Raw genomic sequence first — 25,275 nt, 5'->3', positions numbered from 1 at the left:
CCCATGCAATCTGCCACGACTTATGGGACTGTCACCAAGACCTTTCATTGGTTGACGGCCTTGCTGATCTTGACCGTGATCCCCTTGGGGGCGATCGCCAATCGCCTGCCCTATGACACCAATGAACAACTTGCATTCAAAGCGCAGCTCTTTTCGGTCCACAAGACAATCGGCGTTATCATCTTTCTGGTAGCGCTGGCACGAATCCTCTGGACATTGACCCAGACCAAACCAGCGCCACTTCATCCTGATCGCAAGGCAGAGACCTGGTTGGCCGAATTGGTGCATTGGCTGCTTTACATCTCGCTGGTTGCAGTTCCGCTGTCAGGCTGGATTCACCATGCCGCAACAAGCGGTTTTGCGCCTATTCTGTTGCCCCTTGGGCAGGAATTACCGCTGATCCCCAAAAGCGAAGCTGTCGCAAATTTCTTTGGCGGTCTGCATTGGCTATGGAGCAAGATCATGATCGGATCGATCCTCTTGCATATCGCCGGGGCGCTCAAACATCAGATCATCGACAAGGACACAACGCTGCGGCGCATGTGGTTCGGGGCGTCCGAAGCCGCCGCAGCGGAGCCACATCAATCAGGCTCTGCTGCACCGATAGCGGCGGCAATCATCTATCTTCTGGCCACCGGCGGTGGAGCAGCAGCAGGCCTTTATGGCGCCAAGGAAGAGGTCACGCAGGCTAGCCTTGCCGCGGTCACCTCAGAATGGGTTGTGACAGAAGGCGAGATCGCTATTTCGATTACGCAGTTCGGCAGTGCTGTGAACGGCGCATTTGATGAATGGACGTCTGCCATCACATTTGACGAAAACGCCACCGGCGTTCTTGGCGATGTGACCACAACGATCTCTGTCGGATCATTACAGCTTGGATCAGTGACAAGTCAGGCGATGGGTGCGGATTTCTTCAACGCCGAAGGCTTCCCGACGGCGGTGTTCACAGCCAAACTTCGCGCCAATGGCGACGCATATATGGCGGACGGCACGCTGACTATCAAAGGCAACACGGTGCCAATGGTCCTGCCCTTCACCTTGGCGATTGACGGCGACACAGCGCAGATGGCCGGACGCGTAACATTGGATAGGCGCAGCTTCCAGATTGGCCAAACCATGAACGACGAAAGCAACCTCGCGTTTGCGGTTGATGTAGCGGTCGCCCTGACAGCAACGCGGTAGAAACGCAAAAAAAGGCCGCGCCTGATCGCAGGCGCGGCCTTTCATACGGTCAACCGATGGGCTTACTCAGCCTTCATCGCTTCAATCGAGATCATCAGTTCAACCTCATCGCTCACAAAGGGAGCGAAGTTGCCGACGTTGAATTCAGACCGGATCAGCGTCGTTGTGGCGTCAAAGCCCGCCCAGGGTTTGTTCGCCATTGGATGCTCTCCAACCTGATTAAGCGTGGCATCCAGAACAACCGACTTCGTGACACCATTGAGGGTCAGATCACCGGTGATCAGGGCGGTTGCGTCGCCGGTGACTTCGATGGATGTCGATGCGAAAGTGACCATTTCGTCTTCACCTGCGCCAAAGAAGTCTTCGCTCATGAAGTGCTCAAAGCGGCCTTCCCAACCTGTCAACATGCTGCGCACAGGGAACGAGACATTGACCGAAGAGGCCCCAGGGTTCTCTTGATCAAAGGCGATTGTGCCCTCAAAACCAGAAAACATGCCAAAGTTTGTGGAATACCCTAAGTGATTGTAACTAAATACAATTTGGCTGTGGCTCGCATCAAGGACATAGTCCTCGGAGGCGGCAAAAACGGGTGTTGTAATCGTGGCGGCCACGAGGGCCGCAGTGGCAATAAGCTGTTTCATCGAAGGCTCCCAGCATAGGTGAAGTTATATGCCAAGATAAGATTGTGCGTCGCGCGACGGCAACTCCTCAAAAATGAACAGATCGTGTTCGCGTTCACAGGGGGCGGTAAACCGCCAATGTTATGCCGCTTGCGCGCCGGTCTGACCCAGCAGATCGTGGGCCAATTGGTCACGCAGGGACATCAGCTGCGCATCGGTCCCCTCGGCAACGATGACGTTGTGTGAAGAATTATGCGACTGCATGACCAACCGCGACAGGCCAGTAGCCATATCTTCTTCGACAAGAACACCGCCGATTGTGTCAAAACCATATGACCCAACCGTTGTCGGACGACCGGCACGATTGCAGATCACCTCGCGGATTTCGCCAAGGCTGGTGTCAACATGCACCTCGGGGCGGGAGCCACGGCTGGCAAACCACAACAGATAGGCCGAGGCTGCACCAAACAGCGTGGCAGAACCGATCCGCATCACACCAAGGGGGCCATCAAAAAACAATGTCGGCAAAGCGAGAATGCCGATAGAGGCGGTCAGCAGACAAACGCCAAAGAAAAACGATGCCGCCTGCCCGAAGGCCACGCCAAACGACGGGCCACGCCCAGTCCGGATCTTGTAACCCCAAAAAACGTTTTCAACCTCGAACGTCGATGGCTTTGCCATTTGCGTCCCGAGTTCTGCTGTTGCATCAGTCATTTGCCCACTCCTTGCCTTTTCGTGCCAGTTAACTGCCATTCGAACGGGGCAACAAATGGGCAAGGTCAAGGCAGCGCTAAGAAATCTGCGATTGTTGCCAAAACGCTGCTGATTATAGGGGGTTGAGGGCTTGCATCGCGCCTTTGCCGCTGTATAAGGCCGCATTCCTTGCTGCAAGACTGATGAACTGCGCAGCCTCTCGTGGATGGGACGCATGCAAGGTAAACCGCCCATCCTTTGAAATGCGCCGATATATGAACTGGAGTAAGCATGCCGCTATACGAGCATGTCATGATTGCGCGTCAGGACTTGTCCAACACGCAAGCTGAAAGCCTCATCGAACATTTCGGAACCGTTCTTGCCGACAACGGCGGCAAGCTGCTGGAGAACGAATACTGGGGCGTCAAGACGATGGCCTATAAGATCAACAAGAACCGCAAAGGGCACTATGCCTTTTTGCGCACAGACGCCCCGGCCCCTGCTGTGCAGGAAATGGAACGCCTGATGCGCTTGCACGAAGACGTGATGCGCGTGCTGACCATCAAGGTCGATGCACATCAAGAAGGCCCTTCCGTGCAGATGCAAAAACGCGAAGAACGTGGCGATCGCCGCGAGCGCCGCTAATCGTTGATCTGAGAAAGGACATCAATCATGGCTACTAAACCATTTTTCCGCCGTCGTAAGTCCGATCCGTTTGAGGGTGATAACGCCCCCAAGATCGACTACAAAGACACCCGCCTTTTGCAGCGCTACATCTCTGAGCGCGGCAAAATCGTTCCCGCCCGTATCACCGCTGTTGGTGCAAAAAACCAGCGTGCTCTCGCCCGTGCGATCAAGCGTGCCCGTTTCCTTGCCCTGCTGCCATACGCCGTAAAATAAGGAAAACATCCCATGGATATCATCCTACTTGAGCGCGTCGCGAAGCTGGGCCAGATGGGCGAAGTTGTTTCCGTCAAGGAAGGCTACGCACGTAACTTCCTGCTGCCACAGGGCAAAGCGCTACGCGTGAATGCCGCCAACTTGGCACGTTTCGAAGCTGAAAAAGCGCAGATGGAAGCACGCAACCTTGAGACCAAGACAGAAGCCGATGCATTGGCTGCTAAACTTGACGGTCAAAAGTTCATCGTGATCCGCTCTGCGTCCGACGCAGGGTCGCTCTACGGCTCTGTCACAACACGTGACGCGGCTGAAGCTGCAACCGACGCTGGCTTTACTGTCGATAAAAAGCAGGTTGTCCTGCTTGGCGCGATCAAAGAACTGGGCCTGCACGACGTATCCGTCAAACTGCACCCTGAAGTCGAAGCCACCATCACACTGAACGTCGCACGTTCCGTGGAAGAGGCTGAACTGCAAGAAGCCGGAAAATCCATCGCCGAGTTGGCCGCAGAAGAAGAAGCCGCTGCTGAGTTTGAAATTCAGGAGCTGTTCGACGATATCGGCGCTGCCGCATCTGACGACGAAGAACTGGCTGAAACAGCTGGTGTCGAAGTTGAAGACGCCGCTGAAGAAGACAAAGACGCGTAATCTTTCTTCCTTCTTTCGCAAAAAATTCAGGCCGTCCCAAGATTTGGGGCGGCCTTTCTTGTTGGGGAACAGTCATGTGTCGCACTAGGGTCGGAATGAGCGCACCTTATCCGGGACCCTACGATGACTTACCAACCAACCGATATCATCACCTCAGAGGCTGAGATTCGCGATGCCGTTGACGGTATCCACAGCGCTCAGCAGCTTAAGGTGCTTGATCATATTGATGCGCATTGCCGGGTTTGGATCGAACGAAGCCCATTCATCATGATCTCAACGGTGGATGCCACGGGCAAACTGGATGCCTCGCCCAAGGGTGACCCTGCTGGCTTTGTCAAAGTGGTAGATGAAAATACGCTCGCCATCCCCGACCGCCCCGGCAATCACCGTTTTGACAGCTTTCAGAACATCCTGCAGACGGGCCGGATCGGGATTGTCTTTCTTGTGCCCAACCGAAACGAAGTGGTGCGGGTCAATGGCAGCGCGCAGATCGTGCGCGACGCGCCTTTGCTGGAAAGCATGGCGATCAAAGGTCGGGTGCCGACCTTTGCCATTCTGGTTGGCGTGGAAGAAGCCTTTTACCATTGCGGCAAGGCGATCATCCGCTCCAAGCTTTGGCAACCACAGGAGGCCGCCCCTATCGACGGCCTGCCTACTTATGCACAAGCGCTGCACGCCCAGACACAGTCAGGGCTGAGCTTTGAACAGATCGATACCCGGCTTAGACATAACGACTCAAACCGCCTTTATGATGAATAACCGGGCAACCCGATGCTAGCGGTCAAATGTCTCCATCTCCAGCAGCGCATTGCAATATTCGCCATCATAAGTGCCGATCCAGATATCAATGCGGCCATTGGCCGGGCGGGTCAGCGTGATGCGCGGATCATAATTCCCACGATCATCATCATCATAATACCAGTTGGCAGAGGCCGTATTGATCAGCAAGGCTGCATCACATTCGCTGACAACGCTGACAACAAGCTGATAGCGGCTCATGTCGGACAATTGGAACGAGAAGTCTGGCGAAGTTGGAAAGTAACCCGCTCCGGTGTCTGTGCCGGGCTGCACATTCGGGCAATCCCAGACATAATTGTCGCCACCCGCCACAACATCAAAGGTGCGCAGCGAATATAGCTGCTTGCCCGATGCCTGATAAGATTCCTGAGGTGCCGCATTGAAATCGGGGCACGCGATGGCCGCCGTCGAAAAGCCAACTGCGATACAAATCGCCATCAAAATCGACCGTAACATCAAATATTCCTTCACATAAATGCCCAACCCTGATGCGAAAGAACTACCAAACCACGCTTCATTTAGGGCAAGATCATGCCAAAACTGTGGATATTGCGCTGCCGCAATGACCCACAGTTGTCGCACGACGGCGCCGCGCCGGATCGGTGATTACAGCACGCCTTGGGCGAGGATCATAACGATCCCACTGACTACCACATAGCCGGCGTCTATCAACACCGCGCGGCCAGTTTTCTGACTGAACAGATCCATACCCGCAACGATCAACGCCACTGCCAAGATTGCCGCAATTGCCACACCTATTGCCCCGACTGTCTCGGTCATGCCGACGACGACGGCAAGCAATGCAAGGCCAATGAATTGCACAATCATCGCTAACCACGGGGGAGTCTGAGGCGGCTGCAAATCATGCGATCCAGCAGCCCAGCCTTTGCCAAACATGGCAGGGCTAAACCACAGCATTCCCAAGGCAAAGGCGCCAACTGTTCCAAGGGTCACAGCCGCCCAATTCATCAATGCCATATCCATCTTATGCGGCCTCCGAGGCGGCAAGACGTGCATCAAGTGCGGCCAGAATATTGCCCCACCCACCTGCGTGATTGTCACGCGATTCCACGTCGGGAAAACGCACATGGGTTAAGGTCAAATGGGTGCCGCCAGACACTGGTTTAAAGTCCAGCGTGACGGTGCTGCCATCGGTCGAAAACGGGCTTTCCCAGCCAAACACAATGCAGTTGTGCGGGTCGATCTTGTGATAGGTGCCAGCATGGGGGATCTCTTGATCGCCCGCCTGCATGACCAGCTCAAACCGTCCACCCTCGCGCGGATCGTTCGAGGCTTTGGGAACGGTCATGCCCTCGCCCGGCAACATGAATTGCTGCAACATTTCGGGGCGCAACCAGGCGTCAAACACCTTTTCGGGCGCGGCTTTGATGGTGCGTTCTACGGTCAGCGTCAGGTCAGTCATTGTCTGTGTCTCCCTCTGAGATCAAATCATCCAGCGCTTCCAATCTGAGATCCCAGATCGAGCGCAGGTCAGCAAACCAACGATCAATTTCGCGCAGCGGGCCCATTTGGACCTCAATCAGATGCTCGCGCCATTCAGTACGCCGTGCCACCAGCCCTGCCCGCTCCAGCATTTTGATGTGCTTGGAGATAGAGTTCAGGCTCATGTCAAACTGCGCATGAATATCAGTGACACGCATCGGGCCATTCTGGGCAAGATACGTCAAAATCTTGCGGCGGGTTGGGTCACTCGCCGCTTTGAGAATGTCACTCAATTGATCTGTTTCGATTCGTTCAACCATATGGGTGAATAACAACTTCTCTCCGATCAATCAACCCCATGGGTGAATGATGCATTGCGATGCCCCACGTCAGCACCCTAAACGAAAAAGGGCACCCAAACGGGTGCCCTTTCACATCGTGATTTGACGATGCTTTATTCTTCTTCCAGCTTTTCAACAGCCTTTTGCAGATCGTCTTTGGACACTGCTTTGTCCTTCATCGCGGCGCTTTCAAAGATGTGGTCAACGACTTTGTCTTCGAACATTGGCGCCTGCAACTGCTGGCGGAACTGCGCGTTCTGCTGCACGAACTCAAAGAACTGACGTTCCTGACCGGGGTACTGGCGAGCCTGGTTCATGATCGCTTGGGTCATTTCCTGATCGGTGACCTGCACTTCGGCCTTCTGACCGATGTCAGCCAGCAACAGGCCCAGTTTCACACGACGCTCGGCCAGCTTGTTGTGCTCTTTGGTCGGCTTGACGTCAGGATGATCATGGCCTTCGACGTCAGGGTTTTCCTCATGCCACAGTTGGTGGGCAATCTGGCCTGCTTCGGCTTCAACCAATGACGCGGGCAGGTCAAATTTGACCTTCTTGTCCAGCGCATCCAAAAGCGCACGCTTGGCCACCGCGCGGGACGCGCCTGTGTATTCAGCTTCCAGACGCTCTGTGATCTGGGTCTTGAGACCATCAAGATCTTCGGCGCCAAATTTCTTGGCCAGCTCGTCATCCAGCTTCGGCTTCTTGGGGCCATTCACGGATTTGATAGTGCAAGAGAAGACAGCCTTCTTACCGGCAAGGTTCTCAGCCTGATAATCCTCAGGGAAGGTTACTTCGACGTCTTTTTCGTCGCCTTCTTTAACCTTCAGCAACCCGTCTTCAAAACCAGGGATGAAGGAGTTTGAACCCAGCACCAGCGGATAATCCTCTGCGGCACCGCCTTCGAATGCTTCGCCGTCAACTTTGCCGACGAAATCCAACACAACCTGGTCGTCTTTCTTGGCTTGGGTTTTCTTTGGCTCATAAGATACCGCCTGCGGGCTCTCGGCGAGGTTATCGAGGGCTTCCTTGATGGAATCCTCGTCGGCCTTCACGACCAACCGTTCCAGCTTGATCTTAGAGAAATCGACGTCTTCAATCTCTGGCAGCTTTTCGTAGGACACGTCGACGTTGACGTCGTCGCCCTCTTTCCAATCTTCATTGGTCATCTTCATTTCAGGCTGGGCCGCAGGGCGGTCGCCGGATGTTTCCAGATGTGATGTCAGCGCCCCGTCGATGGCTTCCTGCATGCTTTCGCCTATCAGGCGTTGGCCAAACTGCTTGCGCAGCAGCGCCATTGGCACCTTACCCTTGCGGAAACCCTTCATTTCGACCGTTGGCTGCGCTTCTTTCAGCTTTTCTTCAACCTTGGCGTCCAGTTCGGCGGCGGTCACGGTGATCGCATACCCGCGCTTAAGGCCTTCGTTCAGGGTCTCGGTGACCTGCATGTGCTGTCCTTCATCTACAAACTTTGGTGCGGGTGAAGGGACTTGAACCCCCACGCCTTGCGGCGCCAGAACCTAAATCTGGTGCGTCTACCAATTCCGCCACACCCGCATGATCAAAAGGGGCAGGTTTTGGGCCTGCCCCCGGTTGCGCGCTGTCTAGCAAAGGAATGCAAGGGATGCGAGAGGAAAAATCACCTATATTCCAAGGCTGCGAAAGACTTTTGGCAATTCCTCGGGCAAGTCCTCAGCAATCAGCCCCGGACCAAAGGACAACGCACATTCCGTATGCAGCCAAGCGCCCGTTTCAGCCGCCTGCATCGGGGCAAAACCACGGGCGAGCAGCCCCGTGATAAAGCCCGCCAAAACGTCACCGGACCCAGCGGTAGCAAGCCAAGGCGCGCTGCGCTCATAAACGGATGCATTGATACTGCACCGCCCGCTGGGGTCAGCAATCACCGTATCCGGCCCCTTAAACAGCACCACACACCCAGCCCGTTTCGCCGCCTCTCGCGTCGCGTCAACTTTGGAATAGGCAGGCCCCTTGGTCGCAGGTGCGGCCAATTTTTCTGCAATGTCGGGAAACACACGCGCGAATTCGCCCGCATGTGGGGTCAGAACACAGGCCTCGTGAAGCAGAGCAAAAAGCGCCTTATCCCGTGCCAGCATCGTGAGCGCATCCGCATCCAGCACCACGCCACGCCCCGGACCTGATCCGGGGCCTGCGTCTGATCCAGCATGAGGTCCCGGATCAAGTCCGGGACGGGTGCGTTCGAGCGCCGCAGCCAACAAATCAACCGCGCGTGTGTTTGTTCCCATCCCCGGCCCAAGACAAAGGGCATTAATGCGGGTGTCGGTCAAAGCCGTGATAAGATCGTCCGCAGTTTTGATTTTCTGCAACATAATTGCGTTCAACTGCGCGGCATTCTCAATCAGGGCGGCAGGTGGGCTGCCCAGCGTCACAGCACCAGCGCCGACCCGCAACGCACCGCGCGCCGCGAGGCGGGCGGCACCGCCCTTGCCAACACTGCCGGAGAGAATGAGAGCATGACCGTGGGAGTATTTGTGCGCCTCCTGATCAAAATGGAATCCCCAATATCCTTTGTCCATAATAAACGGGTCAGTTACCGCACCCAACAACCGGCAATTGCCGTATGCTGTAAGCCATGCGTCTAGCCCAATACTCTTGATGACGACTTTCAAGCAGAACTTAGGTGCATAGCTAAGGAAGTGGCCCACAAATGCGGTCTCAAAAGTTACCGTGAGGTTTGCACGAATACACTCGTCGTCAGGCTTCTCAGTGCTTGGATATTTGTAACCCAAGAAGGTCCCGCAATCGGAATCCATTCCACTTGGCACATCAACACTTACAACCTTGGGCCAATTCGGGTCACTTGCCCCCACCGAGGCACAGGACTGTATTGCGGCGCGTAGTTCAGGTAGAACCAAGAGAGGCCGCGAAAGACCAGAACCGAAAAGTGCGTCGATAACGATATTTGGAAGGGGGTCGCCCAGAATTTCTGAAGGAATGATTGCGTGGGATATGAAAGTATCGTCACCAATCGCCCGCGTCTTTCCGTTTCCTTCAACCCACCGCTCACAATTCACCTTCGCATCTGGCGGCAGCTTCGCAGCATCCCCATACAGAAACACCTCCACTTCCCACCCGGCCTCTTTCAGCAGGCGTGCAACAACAAACCCATCACCGCCATTATTCCCAGGTCCGCACAGCACAACCGTCCGATGCGCGCCTTGCGCTAACTCTGGCCATTCCTCAAAAATCGCCTCGACCACCCCGCGCCCTGCCCGCTCCATCAGCTCCAGCCCGGTCACCTCGCCCGAGGCAATCGCGGCCTGCTCAATGGCGCGCATTTGGGCGGCGGTCAGCAGTTCAGTCATGGTTTCAGCACCCAGAGTTCTCATTTCGCACACAAAGCGGGCAGAATGCACAAAAATTAGGCAATGCCTGTTCTTTCACCTTGCCTGCTTGCCCGAAGGTTCTGCCACGAATTGTCCATATGCAAGAGAAATGGTCTGACCACAGGCGAAACACCAAAGGGGAGTCGCGGACCATGAAAAAGATCGAAGCGATCATCAAACCATTCAAGCTCGATGAAGTGAAAGAGGCCTTGCAAGAGGTCGGCGTGCAGGGTCTGTCCGTCATCGAGGTCAAAGGCTTTGGCCGTCAAAAGGGCCACACGGAGCTTTATCGTGGCGCTGAATACGTTGTCGACTTCCTCCCCAAGGTCAAAATCGAAGTGGTGCTGGCTGACGATCAGGTTGATGGCGCCATTGAGGCAATCATCGGAGCCGCCAAAACCGACAAAATCGGCGACGGCAAAATCTTTGTCTCGCCCATCGAACATGCCATTCGCATTCGTACCGGCGAAACCGGCGACGACGCACTCTAATTCAAATCTACGTTAAGAAAAAAAGGACATCATAGATGGACAACAAAGCTGTTCTGAAACTGATCAAGGATGAGGAAGCCGACTATGTCGACATCCGTTTCACTGATCCACGCGGCAAACTGCAGCACGTCACAGTTGTGGCTGATCTGGTTGATGAGGACTTTCTTGAAGAAGGCTTCATGTTTGATGGCTCCTCCATCGCCGGTTGGAAATCCATTGACCAGTCCGACATGAAACTGATGCCACAGGCCGAAAGCGCCTATGTTGATCCGTTCTATGCCGAGAAAACGATCTGCATTAACTGTAACATCGTTGAGCCTGACACGATGGAACCCTACAGCCGCGACCCACGCGGAACAGCCGTGAAGGCAGAGGAATACCTCAAATCTTCCGGCATCGGTGACACAGCCTATTTCGGCCCTGAAGCTGAATTCTTTGTTTTTGATGATGTGCGCTTTAGCGTGTCGATGAACAAAGTCGCGTTCGAGGTCGATGCCATCGACGGCGCATGGAACACCGACACCGAATACGAGATGGGCAACACCGGCCACCGTCCCGGCATCAAGGGCGGCTATTTCCCAGTGAACCCAATCGACGACGCGCAGGAAATGCGCTCTGAGATGCTGTCCACGATGAAGCGCATGGGCATGAAGGTCGACAAGCACCACCACGAAGTGGCGTCCTGCCAGCACGAGTTGGGCCTGATCTTTGGCACGTTGACCCATCAGGCCGATGAGCAGCAAAAATACAAATACGTCGTCCACAACGTCGCCCAAGCCTATGGCAAATCCGCGACATTCATGCCCAAGCCGATCGCTGGCGATAACGGCACAGGCATGCACGTGAACATGTCGATCTGGAAAGACGGCAAGCCACTTTTTGCTGGCGACAAATACGCTGACCTGTCACAGGAAGCGCTGTACTTCATCGGTGGTATCCTCAAGCACGCAAAAGCGCTGAACGCGATCACCAACCCATCCACAAACAGCTACAAACGCCTGATCCCCGGCTTTGAAGCGCCCGTTCTGCGCGCATACTCTGCCCGCAACCGGTCGGGTTGTGTGCGCATCCCATGGGCCGAAAGCCCCAAGGCGAAACGCGTCGAGGCCCGCTTCCCCGATCCCGCAGCCAACCCCTACCTGTGCTTTGCAGCCCTGCTGATGGCTGGCCTTGACGGCATCAAGAACAAGATCGATCCCGGCCCATCGTCCGACAAAGACCTTTACGATCTGCCACCAGAAGAGCTGGCCGCGATCCCAACTGTCTGTGGCTCCCTGCGTGAAGCGCTGGAAGCGTTGGAAGCGGATCACGAGTTCTTGCTGGCCGGCGACGTCTTCACCAAAGACCAGCTGGAAGGCTACATGGAGCTGAAGTGGGAAGAGGTTTACGCCTACGAGCACACACCGCACCCAATGGAATACAAGCTGTACTACAGCTGCTAATCTCCTGAAGTTAAAGAAAGCCCCGTCAGAGCAATCTGGCGGGGCTTTTTGATTTGCAGGGTCCGGTGCGAGGCCATATTGCTCTTTTTTGCAATTGCGGCGAATGTCGGCAGTGTCGGGTTGTGGAGATGAAATTGTCGATCCCAGAAAAAATGTACGGCGTTGTTCTGAATGGGCATGGTGGGCCTGAGATGCTTGAATGGCGTGATGACCTGCCCGTTCCCGCGCCGGGAGAGAAAGAGGTTATCGTTCGGGTTGGGGCGGCAGGCGTAAATAACACGGATATCAACACGCGAACCGCTTGGTATTCGAAAGGTGGAGCGCAGGCAGACGACGCGTCTTGGTCCGGCAGACCAATCACATTTCCACGAATTCAAGGTATCGATGTTTGCGGCGAGATTGTTGCAGTTGGTGCCGCGATAGACACGGCTCGGATTGGCGAACGCATCCTGATAGAACCATGTATTCTTGAATCCAACGGGACCGCACTTGAGTTGCCGTGGTTTTTTGGATCCGAATGTGATGGCGGTTTCGCGCAATACACAAAGGTTGCCGCACGTCATGCATACGCAATTGATTGCGATTTGACGGACATTGAGTTGGCTTCATTTCCTTGCTCATATTCAACTGCTGAAAACATGCTGACACGCGCGAATGTGGGCCCTGATGACACTGTGCTGATTACCGGCGCATCTGGCGGCGTCGGTTCGGCCTCAGTTCAATTGGCGCAAGCACGTGGGGCTAAAGTTATTGCAGTTACAAGCGCTACGAAGGCCGAAACGCTCTTAGAACTCGGTGCGATAAAGACACTTGATCGCGGTGATGATCTTGTTGCCGTGCTTGGGGCAAATAACGTTGACGTCGTTATTGATCTGGTGGCTGGTCCACAATGGCCGTCGTTACTTGATGTGTTGCGATCTGGTGGGCGCTATGCCGTTGCTGGTGCAATTGGCGGAGCGCTTGTGGAACTTGATGTCCGTACACTTTATCTCAAAGATCTTAGCTTCTTTGGCTGTACCGTCTTAGAGCCGCAAGTTTTTAGCAATCTCATAAGGCGGATCGAAAGCAAAGAAATTAGACCTTTGGTAGCCGAGGTATATCCATTGCGCGAAATCGCGGCGGCGCAACACGCCTTTGGCGAAAAGGGATATATTGGAAAAATCGTGCTTGATTTAGCTTAACGGAATTCGCCTGGACAAACGCGAATCCAGACATCCCCTTGAGAACCACAGTGGGCAACTTTGTCCTCCACCTAGACATCGCCAATGCAACAGACACCACTCACCCCTCCCTTGACATGATCGCGTATTGTACCACCCTCATTTGTGACCCCAACGGAGACCGCAAATGCTCAATCGCATCATAGCAATCACGATGATCGCGCTGGCCTCACCCGCGCTGGCCCAAACCACCAGCCATGGCTACGCCACCTTTGGTGATCTCAAATACGGCCCCGATTTTACGCATTTCGATTATGCGAACCCCGACGCGCCCCAAGGTGGCACCCTCACCCAGCGCCAGCTTTACGGCACCCCAACGTTTGACAGCCTCAACGCCTTTGTCATCAAGGGTGACGGCGCGCCAGAGGTGGCCGTGCATATCTACGACAGCCTCATGGTGCGCGCGCATGATGAACCTGATGCGCTTTATGGTCTGTTGGCGGAAACCATCACCTACCCCGATGATCTGTCCTATGTGATCTTTGATATGCGGCCAGAGGCACGGTTTCATGATGGAACGCCCGTCACCGCCAACGACGTGATTTTCACGATCAATGCGTTAAAAACCGAAGGGCACCCCTATTACGGCAACCTACTGTCCGACGTCACTGATGTCGTGGCTGAAACCGATCACCGGGTGCGGTTTGAACTGGCACCGGGCGCGGGCAGCGGCCTGTTGGGGGACATTGCCGAACTGCCGGTCTTGCCTGCACATTTCTATGACACAGTTGCCTTTGGCGAAAGCTGGATGACAAATCCGTTGGGTTCGGGCGCCTACGAACTCACGTTCGCAGATCCGCCCCGGACACTGGAATTCTGCAAAACCGAGGATTACTGGGCTGCGGATCTGCCGGTGAACGTGGGCCGCAATAACTTTGGCTGCTTCACCTACGAATACTTCGTCGACGACACCGTAGGGTTAGAGGCGTTTGCCGCCGGAGCATACCAGATGCGGGTTGAATATCGGTCGTCGTCTTGGGCGACAGGCTATGACTTCCCGGCGGCACAAAACGGCTGGGTTAAGCAAATGCTGATCCCCGATGCCCGCCCCGCCAATGCGCAAGGCATCTGGTTCAACATGCGCCGCCCGGCGTTGCAGGATATCCGCGTGCGGCAGGCCATAGCCTTGGCCTTCAACTTTGCCTGGACGAATGAAACGATCTTTTACGGCACCTACACACGTACCGACAGCTTCTTTGAAAATACCGACATGCAAGCGTCCGGCCTGCCCGACGGCGCCGAACTTGCGCTGCTGGACGCATACCGCGATCAGTTACCACCAGAGGTTTTCACCCAACCCGCGCCTGTCCCGCGCCCCGGCGCCACATCGCCGCGTGACCGCGCGGCACTGCGCGATGCCTCTGCCCTGCTGGAACAAGCTGGCTGGACAGTCGGCGACGATGGCCTGCGCCGCAACGCCGAAGGCACGGTGCTGACGCTTGATATGCCCGACAGCAGCCGTAGCCTGGAACGGGTGATGGTGCCCTTTGTGGAAAATCTCAAATCCCTTGGGATCGACGCCAATTTCGATGTGCTCGACCCCAGCTCATGGACCCAGCGCCGCCGCGCCTTTGATTTTGATCTGTCGGCAACCGCATGGCAGGTGCAAACAACGCCAGGGGCGGAGTTGCGGGCGTTTTACGGCTCTAACGCTGCCGCGACCGAAGGCAGCAACAACCTCACTGGCATCGCTGATCCGGTTGTTGATGCCCTCATCGCGCGGGCCGCTGTCGCCCAAAGCCGGGACGAGCTGACAACAGCCATCCGCGCGCTAGACCGTGTGCTGCGCAGCAAGCACATCTGGATCGGTGGTTGGAACCTTGGGGCGCACCGCGTTGCTGTCTGGGATATCTACGGCATGCCCGAAAAACCCGCGCCTTATGATTTTTTTCGTGGCGTGGATTTTTGGTGGTTTGATCAGGAAAAATACACGGCGCTTGTGGCCGAAGGAGTGCTTGCACCGGGGTTGGACTAGAACGCAGTTCAGCAACGACCAGAAATGATGTTGTCCGCGCCTCAGAATTGCCGCATCGTGCTGGCAACAAAGAGCTGAATTTTCCATCGGTCAAAGATTTCGAGATGAGCAAATACCACCCTATCGACGTGCGCTACAATGGCCCCTCAACGGCGTACCGCGGATCGGCCAAACGAATGCAGAACCAGCCGCTTAAAGCGCGCCACAAGGCAGTGCCTGTCACGCACCCGCCCCGGCAACAGCAACCGACACAACGGACGTCCCAGTCACCATGGGGCGCCAAATACCGTTCAGAAACACCGCAACCGCGGCCGCCCCGCCCCCAAAAATCCGCTGCGCCCGCTGTGGCGGCGAAGACGGCAATGCGCGGGATTGGCGGCGTGTTCAATGTGTTTTTTGCCGTCGTGAAAACGCTCAAATACATCTATTTTGCGTTCATAGCACTGGTCTTTATCATCGCTTTCCTGCTGTAGGCCTCGCTGAAGCAACAGCAAAATTTGCCCCGCGCTGACCTGAAAATGTCGAAAACGGACATGAGGCATGGGTCAATCGGCGCATACTTGGCTTAAACATGCCAAGGATAGCACGATGAATTCTCATTATCGCGACACCCGCAAAATTGACCCCACACGTGGCGCGACGCTGGCCGATGGCTCTCCGAATGATCAGGACCGGATGGAGATCGGACCAACGCAGCTGGCTTTCAACGAATGGGCAGCGGCGGGCCTGCAACTGCCAAATCTGTCAGCGATGCGCGCATGGCGGCACAAGCGGTTGACCGGCGCGGTCAATGCCCGCGACTATGGCGGCATCCTGATGTTTGACCCGCTCAACATCCGTTACGCCACCGACAGCACTAATATGCAGCTCTGGAACAGCCACAACCCGTTCCGCGCCTGCATGGTCTGTGCCGACGGCTATATGGTGATGTGGGACTATAAGAACGGGATGTTCCTCAGCACCTTTAATCCGCTTGTGAATGAACAGCGCACCGGGGCTGATCTGTTCTATTTTGACCGCGGCGACAAGCTGGAACCAGCGGCCGACAACTTCGCCAATGAGGTGCGTGATCTGATCCGCGAACATGGCGGCGGTAATATGGCCCTTGGCGTCGATAAGCCGATGTTGCACGGGCTGCGGGCGCTAGAGGCTGTGGGCTTTACCGTTCACCCCGGCGAAGAGCTGACCGAGAAGGCGCGCAGCATCAAGGGCCCTGACGAAATCCTCGCGATGCGCTGCGCCAGCCACGCCTGCGAGGCGGCCTGCTATGCGATGGAAGACGCTGCCCGCACAGGTGTGCCGCAAGGCAACATGTCAGAAGATGATATCTGGGCCGTCCTGCATGCCGAAAACATCCGCCGTGGCGGCGAATGGATTGAAACCCGCCTTTTGTCGTCGGGCCCGCGCACCAACCCGTGGTTTCAGGAATGCGGGGGGCGGATTGTGCAAAACAATGAAATCGTAGCCTTTGATACCGATTTGGTGGGTGCTTATGGCATCTGCGTTGATATCAGCCGCACATGGTGGATCGGCGATGAAAAGCCGCGCGCGGATATGATCGAGGCAATGAAGATGGGCGTGGAACATATTGAAACCAATATACAAATGCTAAGACCCGGCGTGAATATCGAAGACCTATCTCGCAGCACCCATGTGCTGCCCGAAAAGTATCAAAAGCAGAAATACGGCTGCCTGATGCATGGTGTCGGGCTGTGCGATGAATGGCCGCTTGTGGCTTACCCCGACAAGATGGTGCCCGGTGCTTTTGATTATGAACTGCAACCGGGCATGACCCTTTGTGTCGAGGCATTGATCAGTCCCGAGGGGGGTGATTTCTCGATCAAGCTGGAAGATCAGGTGCTGATCACCGAAGACGGTTTTGAGAACCTGACCAAATACCCACATGACCCGGCCTTGATGGGCCTTTAGCGGGTCAAGGATACATCCGCCAAAACCCCAAGGTGGTCAGAGCCCAACAGCGCGCGATAGGTCGCCCGCCCACCGCCGGGCGCATGCACGTGGTCCAACAACAATGGTACGCCCTGCAAATCATAGGTGGGGCGGATCGGCTGGGCCACTTGCAAGGCAGCGGCCCGTTGCATGCCCTGCACGCTACTGGCCCAAGGGAAAATGTTGAAATCCCCCGCCATCACAACCGGCCCGTCCAACCGGGCAAGAATATCTGCAGCGGCGGCACCAGTGCGCGCATTGCCATACGGAAATGGCCAGCTCAGGTGAACCGAAGCCACCCAAACCGGCCCCTGCGTACTTTCGATTCGTGCCGCAGCGACCGCCCGCCGGTCGGAACATTGCGTCTGCACGATCGGATCACGCGACAGCACGGCAATCCCGCTCCAGCCGGAAAAATCGCATATATGCTGGTACGGATAGGCATCCCGCAGCGCCGCCAGCATCGCCCGGTTCCCGCGCGAGACCTCTTGCAGCGCCACAACATCTGCACCGCTGGCGCGGATATCTGCGGCCAGCGCATCCAATGTGCGGTTCGCAAACCACATGTTCTTGGAATAGATTCGCAGGTCGTCCGCAGCCTTTGCCCCGAAAAACATCGGCACGGTCGTGCCTGCGCCCAACATTACACAGGCGGCCAGCATCAGGCGCAGGCGCGCGCCCAAGGGGAAGACCAAGAACAGCAGGCAAATGACGGCAAGTGGCACGCGCAGCAATGACAGGCTGTCAAAGGCCGGATGCAACGCGCCTGCAAAGCTAAATAGTACCGCCAGTAACAGACAGATCACCCCTGCCCGCATCATCCACATTAGAAACTTCATCTTGGTAACATCTCTCACCTTGCCGCGATTGCCATCAAATAAAGTTGTCGCATCCCTATCTGATCGTCATCACTCGTGCAGAAATTCAGCAGACCGTCACAGAAAGGCCGATCCGATGCCAACTGAGAAACTTTCCTTTACCGGCCACGCAGGCGATACGCTTGCAGCCCGGCTCGATATGCCCAACGGCCCGCATCTTGGCACGGCCCTTTTTGCGCATTGCTTTACCTGCTCTAAGGATATCACCGCCGCCCGCCGGATCGCGGCACGCCTGTCGTCCATGGGTATCGCTGTGCTGCGGTTTGATTTCACAGGTTTGGGGCATTCTGAGGGCGAGTTTGAGAACACCAGTTTTACTTCCAACGTCGAAGATCTGGTTGCGGCCTGTCAGGCGCTGGATGCGCGCGGCATGTCACCGTCGCTGATCATCGGGCATTCGTTGGGCGGTGCGGCTGTGTTGAAAGCCGCCCCCATGATGGAAAGCATCAAGGCGGTTGTGACCATCGGTGCCCCTTTTGATCCCGGTCATGTGACCCATAACTTTGCCCAGGCCATCCCCGAGATCGTGGACAAAGGCGTGGCCGAGGTTTCGCTGGGTGGTCGCCCCTTCCGCATCGGCAAGGGCTTCGTCGATGATGTGAGCGAGGCCGCGCTGACAGCCTCCATCGCCAAGCTGGGCACGGCATTGCTGGTCTTGCACGCCCCGCGCGATGCGACTGTTGGGGTCGAAAACGCCTCTGATATCTTCCTTGCCGCGAAGCACCCCAAGAGCTTTGTCACCCTCGACGATGCCGATCACCTGATCACGCGTCCCGCAGATGCCGAATATGCAGCCGACGTGATCGCGGCATGGTCCAAGCGATACCTGAAACTGGAAGAACCTGCGAAACCCGCACAAACCCCCGAAGGTGTGATGCGCGTGACCGAAGCGGACGCCAATGGTTTTCTGCAGGACGTGCAATCAGGCCCGCATCACGTGCTGGCGGATGAGCCAGCCAAATTCGGCGGCACCAACAAGGGGCTGACCCCTTATGGCTTTGTCTCGGCTGGTCTGGGGGCTTGCACCTCGATGACGATCCGCATGTATGCACGGCGCAAGGGCTGGCCGCTGACAGGTGTCAGCGTCGATGTTCTGCACGCTAAGGAACACGCTGTGGATGCCGAGAAACCCGGCGAAAAGGTCGATCACTTTGAGCGGATCATCCACCTCAGCGGTGATCTGGATGAAGAACAGCGCGCACGTTTGTTGGAAATTGCAGACAAATGCCCGGTGCATCGCACGCTGGAACGGGCTTCAACGGTGAAAACCGTTCTGGCATGAAAAAAGCCGCTGCGGATCGCAGCGCCTTCTTCAATTCGTTTCGCAGGGTTTAGGACCGCGCGCTGCCGATCAGCTTCCACAAACCGGGCACCAGCAGTGCCGCAAGACCCAGCTTGAGCGCATCACCGATCAGGAAGGGTTTCAGGCCCACGTCAACCGCCCAGGCCAGACCTTTGCCTTCATACAGCACAGTCAGCCAGGCCACACCGGGCACATAGATCAGCGCATTGGCGATCAACAGGGCCACGGCCATAAGTACAACCGAACGATCCCAACCTGCGCGCGCAGCAAAGCCAAGCGCCAATGTGGCAAGCACATAACCCACGAGATAGCCGCCAGTGCCGCCCATCATGTATGTCAGGCCTGCGTTTTCAGCCGAAGAGCTTGCAAAGACGTCAAAGCCCAGCGCGCCAATGATCATGTATCCAAGGATGGTCGCCAGCCCCAGACGTGGGCCATAAGCTGCCCCGATGGTCAGCACGGCGAATGTGCCCATGGTGACTGGCACAGGCCACATTGGAATTTTGACTTTTGCGAGGATGGACAAAGCCACGATCCCCAAAACAACCATAAGCACCTGCTTGACGCGCAGTGCGGTTCCTTCGGAGGGGCCAAAGGCCTCAGTCAAAACTTTGTCGTTAAGTGCGAGGGCCATGTGCCGCTCTCCCTTGTTGATTGCGTTGCGTGTTTATTGCCCATGCTGCGGCGCAGCGCAAGTCTGGTAGCGTTATCAGTCGCGGGTATAGCGTGTAACGGATCGATACCGCTTGCGCGGTCCTTCCACGGACCACGTCACCTGCCAATCAGGAAACCGCACGAATGAATATGTGCCCCGATACGTGTCAGCGCCACAAATGTGCAGGCATGCCTCTGGTCCACCTGTCAGCTCAAAGCTGTGAAACGGGGCGCCATCGGCATAGGCGACATCGACCGTGTTTTTGCCAAATGACCACAGATAGCTGCGTTCCGCCAATACCGGCGCACCACCGGCAAAGCAAAGCGCGCCCTGCTCGTGATAGTGCAAGCCGTCAGCATTGGCGGTGAACGTCGCTTCGCCCTCAAGCGTGCCGCTTCCCAGAATACGAAAGTCGGTGATCTCGCGGAATATCCGCCAGCGGCCCAGAAAATCCTCGGCACCTAACTTCACTGCGCATATACTCCGTCGGTCGTGCTGCCATCAGCGCCAACAAAGCGCAGCGCATCACCCATCACCGCCATATCATAGCAATCCCACAGCGCCCCCGGTGGCCATTGGCTGCAATACTGATCGCCGCGCACGGCCCAATAGCCCCAACTGTCCTGACCTGCATTGTAAAGCGTCCGCCCCGAGGCATAGAAATGCTGCGTCGCATTGGGATAGGTCAAACTGCGGTCCGTCAGCGCCGCTGCGATCTCAGCACCGCTAAGCGCGCGCCACTCTTGCGCTGTCACTGCCCCCGCACAGACGATAAAGACCGCGATCAGCCGCAACATGCCCATCTCTCCCTTGAGGCTTTGCGCCCACCCCCTTATGACGCGACAGGAATCGTCTGCCCACCCCATCAATAAGGTGCCTGCCCATGATCCCTCGCTATTCTCGTCCTGATATGACCGCTATTTGGGAGCCAGCAACCAAATTCCGCATCTGGTACGAGATCGAGGCACATGCCTGCGACGCCCAAGCCGCCATTGGCGTGATTCCCAAGGAAAACGCCGAGGCCGTCTGGAAAGCCAAGGACGTCACGTTTGACGTCGCCCGCATTGATGAGATCGAGGCCGTCACCAAACACGACGTGATCGCTTTCCTGACGCACCTTGCCGAACACATCGGCTCCGAGGATGCACGGTTTGTGCATCAGGGCATGACATCATCCGATGTTCTGGACACGACATTCAATGTGCAACTTGTCCGCGCGGCCGATCTGCTGATCGCCGATATGGACCGGGTGCTGGCCGCCCTCAAAGCACGCGCCTATGAACATAGGGAAACGGTACGGATCGGGCGCAGCCACGGTATTCACGCCGAACCCACAACAATGGGCCTGACCTTTGCACGCTTTTACGCCGAGATGGACCGAGGCCGCGCGCGCCTGCTCAATGCCCGTGAAGAGATCGCAACGGGTGCTATCTCTGGCGCTGTTGGCACCTTCGCCAATATCGACCCTTCGGTTGAGGAACATGTTTGCGCGCAATTGGGCCTCGCGCCAGAGCCGATCAGCACACAAGTCATTCCCCGCGACCGGCACGCCATGTTCTTTGCAACGCTTGGTGTGATCGCCTCGAGCATCGAAAACATCGCCACGGAAATCCGCCACATGCAGCGCACCGAGGTATTGGAAGCCGAGGAATTTTTCTCAAAAGGGCAAAAAGGCTCTTCTGCGATGCCGCACAAGCGCAACCCTGTGCTGACCGAGAACCTGACAGGTCTTGCACGCCTCGTGCGCATGTCCGTGGTTCCCGCAATGGAGAACGTGGCGCTGTGGCATGAACGCGATATCAGCCACTCATCTGTTGAGCGCGCCATAGGCCCGGACACAACTGTCACATTGGACTTTGCCCTGAACCGCCTTGCCGGTGTCATCGAAAAGTTGGTGATCTACCCCGACAACATGCTGGCCAATATGAACAAGTTCCGCGGGCTGGTCATGTCGCAGCGCGTGCTTTTGGCGCTGACGCAGGCAGGGGTTAGCCGCGAAGACGCTTATCGGCTTGTCCAGCGCAATGCGATGAAAGTCTGGGAACAAGGCGCCGACTTCCAGACCGAACTGCTGGGTGATGCTGATGTGTTGGCGGCACTGTCAAAGACCGAGATCGAAGAGAAATTCGATCTCGGTTATCACACCAAACACGTCGACACGATTTTCAACCGTGTCTTTGGGGGCTGACTGAGGGGTCAGTCAGTCTTGGGGGCAGCCGCATTGAACGCAACCAGATGGGTCCGACCTAGAGTTTGACCGGTGCGTGAACCAGACTGTGATTTGGACGATGTGTGGCTTTCGTCACCGGCATGTGATGCGGTTTCTCGGCGACCGCTTCAATCAGCGGCATGCTCATCGCAACATAGCGACGGCCATCGTCGGAATTGACATAAGGTTCGCCAATCGTGCGTGGGCTGTATCCGATCCTGCGCAAGGCCCGCAAAAGCGACGGGCGGCTCAGCGCCATAAGTTCTGTTCCGCTATGCTCGAGCGCTTGCTCGGCTAGCCCCTTGACGATCAATGCTAGGCATTCGGCGCTCTCGGACGGGTCTTTGATTTCTGAGGACACAACAACGCGGGTACATTCCCAGACGCTTGCTGTGACCTCGACCTCGTTGACGATGGTATCGGGGATACCGATAATTTTGCCCTCAACAGCATCACGCAACATATAGGTATGAGACCCCCATTGCGCTGTCGTCGCCATCGCGCGCCCACCGGCAACTACTTTGCCATCCTTTAGCACCAGCGAATAATAGGCTTTCGGGTTGTCGTATTGATCCATCTCCACATCGTCGTCATGTGGGATGTCCCAACCCAACTGATCCACGAAGAACTGCTTACGCAAGGCAAGGAATTCAAAAAACGCAGTTCCATGCTTGTGGAGCTCCGTCAGGTTAAAAGTAATCTTCTCCATTATCTTCCCCTCTGGTTGAGTCGCTTGCGGCGTCAGCCCCCACTGCGTCGCAAATCAATGATTAGAATTCATTGATCATTTAGGTCTAATTGTTCTCAAAGGGGAAAAAAAGCCTGAATTTCGCCTAGATTAAGCCAAATTGATTTGCCAGCGCTGCCGCTTGGGTGCCTGTTTTGGCCCCAAGCTTCAGTTTTGCGTTCTTCAAACGCTGCTTCACAGCACCCTCACTAACGCTCAACTCATAGGCGATTTCCTTTAATCGCTTGCCGTCCTTGACCATGCCGAGGGCTTCCAATTCGGCGCGCGTCAGATTGGTTGGGGGTGCTGTCTCATTATGGCGCCGCGTGACAAACGCCTGTAGCAATTTTATCTCAAGTTCGGTGTATTCGCGGTCAGATCGCGCAAAAGATGCAAAGGAACGCTGTGCGTTGGCACCCGAATCAAGCACAGCAACCGTCACGCCGTAGCGCAAACCAAAGGTCTGTGCCTGCGCAATAACCTTCTTGGGGTCGTCCACTTCAAGGGCGCTCCAGCGCGATGCGCCTACATTGGCGTAGGCCCACCTAATTACCGGATCAAAAAGCATAAATCGTTGTTTGGTATAATGCTCAACCCATTCAGCAGGCAAAGCATTAACCTCTTCCATAGGGAAGGCGAACCCAATCCTTAGGGCTATGTAATATCCAGACGGGGCTAACTGCCCGATCTCATCTGGACCCAATAATGCCGCCATTCAAATTCCCCGACGAGCCCCACCTGGAAGAATTGCCTTGTTGCTCCCACAACCTTACCTTTAGACTATCTTTCTATAAAGCCTGTAGTGGAATACTTTCAAATATATGAGCTTGGCAACCTGAAAGCGAGATTTGGAATGAGCGCCGCGAAGTTTGACCTCAGTAAGGTCCTTGGAGAATTCAAGGATCGCTCGGAATCGGGCTATGCTTTGGGCTTGCATATCAAATTTACAACACCTGCGTTCTTTTTTCAGAGCTATCCGCGCCCTTGGCTCGAACACTACTCGCAGGCAGGTCTTTTGGTGAATGATCCTACAGTATCGTGGTGCTTTGAAAACACCGGCACCTGCCGCTGGTCGGATTTGGAAGATCCGGCAAATATTCTGGGTCAAGCAGCTGAATATGGCATGAAATACGGGATGCTTTATGCCACCACCACCGGCGGCAGCCACAGCATGTCCGGGTTTGCCCGCCCCGATCGCGAATTCACCGATGCCGAGATGGGTGAAATTGTCGAACGGTTCGAGGCATTGCATGTCGCCACCAGCGATCAGCAAGCGCTCAAACCCGAAACGGTTGAGCAACTCAAAAAGATGTCCATCATGGTGACGCACCCCGGTTCCTAACCGTTCTTTTACGCAGTGCCCGTAACACTGCGGCATGGACATACCTACACTTCCAGATACCGCACCACCAACACGCCGCCGAAAGGCGGCGATGATCGTGCAGATGCTCATCGGTGATGGCACGCAACTATCGCTGTCGCAACTGCCCGAACATTTGCAACTTTTGCGGACGCAGGAACTGGGCGCCCTGCGGCTGGTGGACCGGAACACGGTCACCACCGTCGCAGAGGAATTCCTGGCCGAGCTTGAGGCGGTTGGCCTATCCGCCCCTGGCACGCATGACGGTGCTGTCATGGCTCTCGCCGACCACTTGAGCGGCCCATTGGCGGACAAGCTGCGCAAGCAAACCCATGAAGTGCGCAACGGTGATCACTGGCCCACTGTCGTCAATCTGGATATCACCCGGATCGTCGATATCATGTGCGCCGAAAGCACCGAGTTATGTGCGGTCACATTGTCCAAATTGCCCGTCGCTAAGGCAGCTGAGGTGCTGACAAAAACACCCGGTGATCGCGCGCGGCGCATCACCTATGCGATGTCGCAAACCGCCGATGTCTCGCCTGACGCCGTGCGCCGCATTGGTGCAGCCCTTGCGCAGGACTATAGTTCGGCTAACCCACTCGCCTTTGAAATGGCACCGGTGCAGCGGCTGGGTGCCATCCTGAACGCTACCCCCACGGAAACACGCGAAGATCTGCTCACCGGGTTGGGCACTACAGATCCCACGTTTGCCAACAGCGTCCGCAAAGCGATCTTTACCTTCAAGGATATCGCACCACGGGTCAAACCAACAGACATTCCCAATTGCATCCGCGCTGTGGATGGCCAGATCATGACCGCCGCGATCGCTGCTGGGCTGGCGGGCGATGAACAGCTGGTGGCCTCGGCGGAATTCATCCTTGAAAGCATCTCTCAACGAATGGCCTCGCAAATCCGCGAAGATGCCTCTGAACTCGGCCCGATCAAAAAGGCAGAGGCAGAAGCTGCGATGGCCGAAATCACCAAGGCCATCCGCGAACTGGTCGATTCTGGGACGATCACGCTGATCGACCCTGATGAAAACGCAGAAGAGGAAGAGGCAGCTTAGGCCCCGCCACGC

The 25,275-nt window shown here is 56.1% G+C and carries 29 protein-coding genes and 1 tRNA gene; 15 read left to right on the top strand and 15 right to left on the bottom strand.

Going from position 1 to position 25,275, the window contains the following annotated elements:
* Positions 1-3: 3 nt before the first annotated feature.
* Positions 4-1,182 carry a cytochrome b/b6 domain-containing protein gene (locus DHN10_RS13895; RefSeq protein WP_108815940.1) on the top strand — a complete coding sequence of 393 codons (1,179 nt, stop codon included), beginning with the start codon at positions 4-6 and terminating at the stop codon, positions 1,180-1,182.
* Between the two features lie 62 nt (positions 1,183-1,244).
* Here DHN10_RS13895 and DHN10_RS13890 read toward each other — a convergent pair whose 3' ends face one another.
* Together DHN10_RS13890 and DHN10_RS13885 are read right to left on the bottom strand one after the other, a co-directional pair.
* Positions 1,245-1,823 carry a YceI family protein gene (locus tag DHN10_RS13890; protein ID WP_108815939.1) on the bottom strand — a complete coding sequence of 193 codons (579 nt, stop codon included), beginning with the start codon at positions 1,821-1,823 and terminating at the stop codon, positions 1,245-1,247.
* A 120-nt stretch (positions 1,824-1,943) separates the two neighbouring features.
* A complete protein-coding gene (locus DHN10_RS13885) occupies positions 1,944-2,516 on the bottom strand; it encodes a hypothetical protein (RefSeq protein ID WP_108815938.1) in 573 nt (190 codons plus the stop codon).
* A gap of 270 nt (positions 2,517-2,786) precedes the next feature.
* Between DHN10_RS13885 and rpsF the strand changes: the two genes are divergently transcribed.
* The 4 genes from rpsF (at position 2,787) to DHN10_RS13865 (ending at position 4,799) form a co-directional block, all read left to right on the top strand.
* Entirely contained in the window at positions 2,787-3,140 is a 354-nt protein-coding gene (gene rpsF, locus DHN10_RS13880; RefSeq protein ID WP_108815937.1) for a 30S ribosomal protein S6, read from the top strand.
* Positions 3,141-3,167: 27 nt separating this feature from the next.
* The gene (gene rpsR / locus DHN10_RS13875; protein ID WP_008235217.1) at positions 3,168-3,395 is read left to right on the top strand and encodes a 30S ribosomal protein S18; all 228 of its coding nucleotides are present in this window, start codon (positions 3,168-3,170) and stop codon (positions 3,393-3,395) included.
* 12 nt (positions 3,396-3,407) lie between these two features.
* Positions 3,408-4,040: a 50S ribosomal protein L9 gene (gene rplI, locus DHN10_RS13870; protein WP_108815936.1), complete on the top strand. Its 633-nt coding sequence runs from the start codon at positions 3,408-3,410 to the stop codon at positions 4,038-4,040.
* Positions 4,041-4,163: 123 nt separating this feature from the next.
* Positions 4,164-4,799 carry a pyridoxamine 5'-phosphate oxidase family protein gene (locus DHN10_RS13865; RefSeq protein ID WP_108815935.1) on the top strand — a complete coding sequence of 212 codons (636 nt, stop codon included), beginning with the start codon at positions 4,164-4,166 and terminating at the stop codon, positions 4,797-4,799.
* Between the two features lie 15 nt (positions 4,800-4,814).
* Here the strand turns inward: DHN10_RS13865 and DHN10_RS13860 are convergent, their stop codons facing one another.
* The 7 genes from DHN10_RS13860 to DHN10_RS13830 form a co-directional block, all read right to left on the bottom strand.
* Positions 4,815-5,294 (bottom strand): hypothetical protein, encoded by a 480-nt coding sequence (locus DHN10_RS13860; protein WP_234417137.1) that lies wholly within the window; start codon positions 5,292-5,294, stop codon positions 4,815-4,817.
* Positions 5,295-5,444: 150 nt separating this feature from the next.
* The gene (locus DHN10_RS13855) at positions 5,445-5,822 is read right to left on the bottom strand and encodes a DUF1761 domain-containing protein (RefSeq protein WP_159087003.1); all 378 of its coding nucleotides are present in this window, start codon (positions 5,820-5,822) and stop codon (positions 5,445-5,447) included.
* A gap of 1 nt (position 5,823) precedes the next feature.
* Positions 5,824-6,261, bottom strand: a complete 438-nt coding sequence (locus tag DHN10_RS13850; RefSeq protein ID WP_108815933.1) for an SRPBCC family protein — start codon at positions 6,259-6,261, stop codon at positions 5,824-5,826.
* The gene (locus DHN10_RS13845; protein ID WP_199910683.1) at positions 6,254-6,601 is read right to left on the bottom strand and encodes an ArsR/SmtB family transcription factor; all 348 of its coding nucleotides are present in this window, start codon (positions 6,599-6,601) and stop codon (positions 6,254-6,256) included. The genes DHN10_RS13850 and DHN10_RS13845 overlap by 8 nt, the downstream gene beginning before the upstream one ends.
* A gap of 134 nt (positions 6,602-6,735) precedes the next feature.
* Positions 6,736-8,067 carry a trigger factor gene (gene tig / locus DHN10_RS13840; RefSeq protein ID WP_108815932.1) on the bottom strand — a complete coding sequence of 444 codons (1,332 nt, stop codon included), beginning with the start codon at positions 8,065-8,067 and terminating at the stop codon, positions 6,736-6,738.
* 24 nt (positions 8,068-8,091) lie between these two features.
* Positions 8,092-8,176 (bottom strand) — tRNA-Leu (locus DHN10_RS13835).
* 86 nt (positions 8,177-8,262) lie between these two features.
* The gene (locus DHN10_RS13830) at positions 8,263-9,963 is read right to left on the bottom strand and encodes an NAD(P)H-hydrate dehydratase (RefSeq protein ID WP_108815931.1); all 1,701 of its coding nucleotides are present in this window, start codon (positions 9,961-9,963) and stop codon (positions 8,263-8,265) included.
* A gap of 173 nt (positions 9,964-10,136) precedes the next feature.
* Here DHN10_RS13830 and DHN10_RS13825 point away from each other — a divergent pair, with 173 nt between their 5' ends.
* The 6 genes from DHN10_RS13825 (at position 10,137) to dddP (ending at position 17,041) form a co-directional block, all read left to right on the top strand.
* Positions 10,137-10,475, top strand: coding sequence for a P-II family nitrogen regulator (locus DHN10_RS13825; RefSeq protein ID WP_108815930.1), 339 nt, complete (start codon positions 10,137-10,139; stop codon positions 10,473-10,475).
* Positions 10,476-10,510: 35 nt separating this feature from the next.
* Complete coding sequence (gene glnA / locus DHN10_RS13820; protein ID WP_108815929.1) at positions 10,511-11,917, top strand: type I glutamate--ammonia ligase; 1,407 nt, start codon at positions 10,511-10,513, stop codon at positions 11,915-11,917.
* Between the two features lie 128 nt (positions 11,918-12,045).
* Positions 12,046-13,098 (top strand): alcohol dehydrogenase family protein, encoded by a 1,053-nt coding sequence (locus DHN10_RS13815; RefSeq protein ID WP_108815928.1) that lies wholly within the window; start codon positions 12,046-12,048, stop codon positions 13,096-13,098.
* Positions 13,099-13,264: 166 nt separating this feature from the next.
* The gene (locus tag DHN10_RS13810; RefSeq protein WP_108815927.1) at positions 13,265-15,112 is read left to right on the top strand and encodes an extracellular solute-binding protein; all 1,848 of its coding nucleotides are present in this window, start codon (positions 13,265-13,267) and stop codon (positions 15,110-15,112) included.
* Between the two features lie 104 nt (positions 15,113-15,216).
* Positions 15,217-15,585, top strand: a complete 369-nt coding sequence (locus DHN10_RS13805; RefSeq protein ID WP_159087002.1) for a hypothetical protein — start codon at positions 15,217-15,219, stop codon at positions 15,583-15,585.
* Positions 15,586-15,700: 115 nt separating this feature from the next.
* Positions 15,701-17,041, top strand: coding sequence for a dimethylsulfonioproprionate lyase DddP (gene dddP / locus DHN10_RS13800; RefSeq protein WP_108816076.1), 1,341 nt, complete (start codon positions 15,701-15,703; stop codon positions 17,039-17,041).
* On the opposite strand, the gene DHN10_RS13795 is transcribed toward dddP, so the two are convergent.
* A complete protein-coding gene (locus tag DHN10_RS13795) occupies positions 17,038-17,901 on the bottom strand; it encodes an endonuclease/exonuclease/phosphatase family protein (RefSeq protein WP_108815925.1) in 864 nt (287 codons plus the stop codon). The two genes, dddP and DHN10_RS13795, sit on opposite strands and share 4 nt — an antisense overlap.
* A 115-nt stretch (positions 17,902-18,016) precedes the next feature.
* Here DHN10_RS13795 and DHN10_RS13790 point away from each other — a divergent pair, with 115 nt between their 5' ends.
* The gene (locus DHN10_RS13790) at positions 18,017-19,222 is read left to right on the top strand and encodes a bifunctional alpha/beta hydrolase/OsmC family protein (protein ID WP_108815924.1); all 1,206 of its coding nucleotides are present in this window, start codon (positions 18,017-18,019) and stop codon (positions 19,220-19,222) included.
* Between the two features lie 49 nt (positions 19,223-19,271).
* Here the strand turns inward: DHN10_RS13790 and DHN10_RS13785 are convergent, their stop codons facing one another.
* The 3 genes from DHN10_RS13785 to DHN10_RS13775 form a co-directional block, all read right to left on the bottom strand.
* On the bottom strand, positions 19,272-19,877 hold the full coding sequence (locus DHN10_RS13785) for a biotin transporter BioY (RefSeq protein WP_108815923.1): 606 nt from the start codon (positions 19,875-19,877) through the stop codon (positions 19,272-19,274).
* 75 nt (positions 19,878-19,952) lie between these two features.
* The gene (locus DHN10_RS13780) at positions 19,953-20,369 is read right to left on the bottom strand and encodes a DUF6314 family protein (protein ID WP_108815922.1); all 417 of its coding nucleotides are present in this window, start codon (positions 20,367-20,369) and stop codon (positions 19,953-19,955) included.
* Positions 20,366-20,695 (bottom strand): hypothetical protein, encoded by a 330-nt coding sequence (locus DHN10_RS13775; RefSeq protein WP_234417136.1) that lies wholly within the window; start codon positions 20,693-20,695, stop codon positions 20,366-20,368. Before DHN10_RS13775 ends, DHN10_RS13780 begins: the two co-directional genes overlap by 4 nt.
* Positions 20,696-20,781: 86 nt before the next feature.
* Here DHN10_RS13775 and purB point away from each other — a divergent pair, with 86 nt between their 5' ends.
* Positions 20,782-22,086 carry an adenylosuccinate lyase gene (gene purB / locus DHN10_RS13770; protein ID WP_108815920.1) on the top strand — a complete coding sequence of 435 codons (1,305 nt, stop codon included), beginning with the start codon at positions 20,782-20,784 and terminating at the stop codon, positions 22,084-22,086.
* A 58-nt stretch (positions 22,087-22,144) separates the two neighbouring features.
* On the opposite strand, the gene DHN10_RS13765 is transcribed toward purB, so the two are convergent.
* Both DHN10_RS13765 and DHN10_RS13760 read right to left on the bottom strand, forming a co-directional pair.
* Complete coding sequence (locus DHN10_RS13765) at positions 22,145-22,816, bottom strand: acyl-homoserine-lactone synthase (protein WP_108815919.1); 672 nt, start codon at positions 22,814-22,816, stop codon at positions 22,145-22,147.
* 124 nt (positions 22,817-22,940) lie between these two features.
* Entirely contained in the window at positions 22,941-23,549 is a 609-nt protein-coding gene (locus DHN10_RS13760) for an autoinducer binding domain-containing protein (RefSeq protein WP_108815918.1), read from the bottom strand.
* Positions 23,550-23,687: 138 nt separating this feature from the next.
* Here DHN10_RS13760 and DHN10_RS13755 point away from each other — a divergent pair, with 138 nt between their 5' ends.
* Together DHN10_RS13755 and DHN10_RS13750 are read left to right on the top strand one after the other, a co-directional pair.
* On the top strand, positions 23,688-24,176 hold the full coding sequence (locus DHN10_RS13755; protein WP_108815917.1) for an autoinducer binding domain-containing protein: 489 nt from the start codon (positions 23,688-23,690) through the stop codon (positions 24,174-24,176).
* A 34-nt stretch (positions 24,177-24,210) separates the two neighbouring features.
* Positions 24,211-25,263 carry a FliG C-terminal domain-containing protein gene (locus tag DHN10_RS13750; RefSeq protein ID WP_108815916.1) on the top strand — a complete coding sequence of 351 codons (1,053 nt, stop codon included), beginning with the start codon at positions 24,211-24,213 and terminating at the stop codon, positions 25,261-25,263.
* The last annotated feature ends 12 nt before the right edge of the window (positions 25,264-25,275 follow it).

The organism is Loktanella sp. Alg231-35 (assembly GCF_900143545.1).
Taxonomy (GTDB): domain Bacteria; phylum Pseudomonadota; class Alphaproteobacteria; order Rhodobacterales; family Rhodobacteraceae; genus Yoonia.
Note: the sequence above shows the minus strand (reverse complement) of the source record. Positions and strands in the feature narration are given on the sequence as shown.

Bases quoted from the DNA above. Each gene is read 5' to 3' on its own strand.
- DHN10_RS13895 (WP_108815940.1), top strand. From the start codon at position 4: ATGCAATCTGCCACGACTTATGGGACTGTCACCAAGACCTTTCATTGG.
- DHN10_RS13890 (WP_108815939.1), bottom strand. From the start codon at position 1,823: ATGAAACAGCTTATTGCCACTGCGGCCCTCGTGGCCGCCACGATTACA.
- DHN10_RS13885 (WP_108815938.1), bottom strand. From the start codon at position 2,516: ATGACTGATGCAACAGCAGAACTCGGGACGCAAATGGCAAAGCCATCG.
- rpsF (WP_108815937.1), top strand. From the start codon at position 2,787: ATGCCGCTATACGAGCATGTCATGATTGCGCGTCAGGACTTGTCCAAC.
- rpsR (WP_008235217.1), top strand. From the start codon at position 3,168: ATGGCTACTAAACCATTTTTCCGCCGTCGTAAGTCCGATCCGTTTGAG.
- rplI (WP_108815936.1), top strand. From the start codon at position 3,408: ATGGATATCATCCTACTTGAGCGCGTCGCGAAGCTGGGCCAGATGGGC.
- DHN10_RS13865 (WP_108815935.1), top strand. From the start codon at position 4,164: ATGACTTACCAACCAACCGATATCATCACCTCAGAGGCTGAGATTCGC.
- DHN10_RS13860 (WP_234417137.1), bottom strand. From the start codon at position 5,294: ATGTTACGGTCGATTTTGATGGCGATTTGTATCGCAGTTGGCTTTTCG.
- DHN10_RS13855 (WP_159087003.1), bottom strand. From the start codon at position 5,822: ATGGATATGGCATTGATGAATTGGGCGGCTGTGACCCTTGGAACAGTT.
- DHN10_RS13850 (WP_108815933.1), bottom strand. From the start codon at position 6,261: ATGACTGACCTGACGCTGACCGTAGAACGCACCATCAAAGCCGCGCCC.
- DHN10_RS13845 (WP_199910683.1), bottom strand. From the start codon at position 6,601: ATGGTTGAACGAATCGAAACAGATCAATTGAGTGACATTCTCAAAGCG.
- tig (WP_108815932.1), bottom strand. From the start codon at position 8,067: ATGCAGGTCACCGAGACCCTGAACGAAGGCCTTAAGCGCGGGTATGCG.
- DHN10_RS13830 (WP_108815931.1), bottom strand. From the start codon at position 9,963: ATGACTGAACTGCTGACCGCCGCCCAAATGCGCGCCATTGAGCAGGCC.
- DHN10_RS13825 (WP_108815930.1), top strand. From the start codon at position 10,137: ATGAAAAAGATCGAAGCGATCATCAAACCATTCAAGCTCGATGAAGTG.
- glnA (WP_108815929.1), top strand. From the start codon at position 10,511: ATGGACAACAAAGCTGTTCTGAAACTGATCAAGGATGAGGAAGCCGAC.
- DHN10_RS13815 (WP_108815928.1), top strand. From the start codon at position 12,046: ATGAAATTGTCGATCCCAGAAAAAATGTACGGCGTTGTTCTGAATGGG.
- DHN10_RS13810 (WP_108815927.1), top strand. From the start codon at position 13,265: ATGCTCAATCGCATCATAGCAATCACGATGATCGCGCTGGCCTCACCC.
- DHN10_RS13805 (WP_159087002.1), top strand. From the start codon at position 15,217: ATGAGCAAATACCACCCTATCGACGTGCGCTACAATGGCCCCTCAACG.
- dddP (WP_108816076.1), top strand. From the start codon at position 15,701: ATGAATTCTCATTATCGCGACACCCGCAAAATTGACCCCACACGTGGC.
- DHN10_RS13795 (WP_108815925.1), bottom strand. From the start codon at position 17,901: ATGAAGTTTCTAATGTGGATGATGCGGGCAGGGGTGATCTGTCTGTTA.
- DHN10_RS13790 (WP_108815924.1), top strand. From the start codon at position 18,017: ATGCCAACTGAGAAACTTTCCTTTACCGGCCACGCAGGCGATACGCTT.
- DHN10_RS13785 (WP_108815923.1), bottom strand. From the start codon at position 19,877: ATGGCCCTCGCACTTAACGACAAAGTTTTGACTGAGGCCTTTGGCCCC.
- DHN10_RS13775 (WP_234417136.1), bottom strand. From the start codon at position 20,695: ATGTTGCGGCTGATCGCGGTCTTTATCGTCTGTGCGGGGGCAGTGACA.
- purB (WP_108815920.1), top strand. From the start codon at position 20,782: ATGATCCCTCGCTATTCTCGTCCTGATATGACCGCTATTTGGGAGCCA.
- DHN10_RS13765 (WP_108815919.1), bottom strand. From the start codon at position 22,816: ATGGAGAAGATTACTTTTAACCTGACGGAGCTCCACAAGCATGGAACT.
- DHN10_RS13760 (WP_108815918.1), bottom strand. From the start codon at position 23,549: ATGGCGGCATTATTGGGTCCAGATGAGATCGGGCAGTTAGCCCCGTCT.
- DHN10_RS13755 (WP_108815917.1), top strand. From the start codon at position 23,688: ATGAGCGCCGCGAAGTTTGACCTCAGTAAGGTCCTTGGAGAATTCAAG.
- DHN10_RS13750 (WP_108815916.1), top strand. From the start codon at position 24,211: ATGGACATACCTACACTTCCAGATACCGCACCACCAACACGCCGCCGA.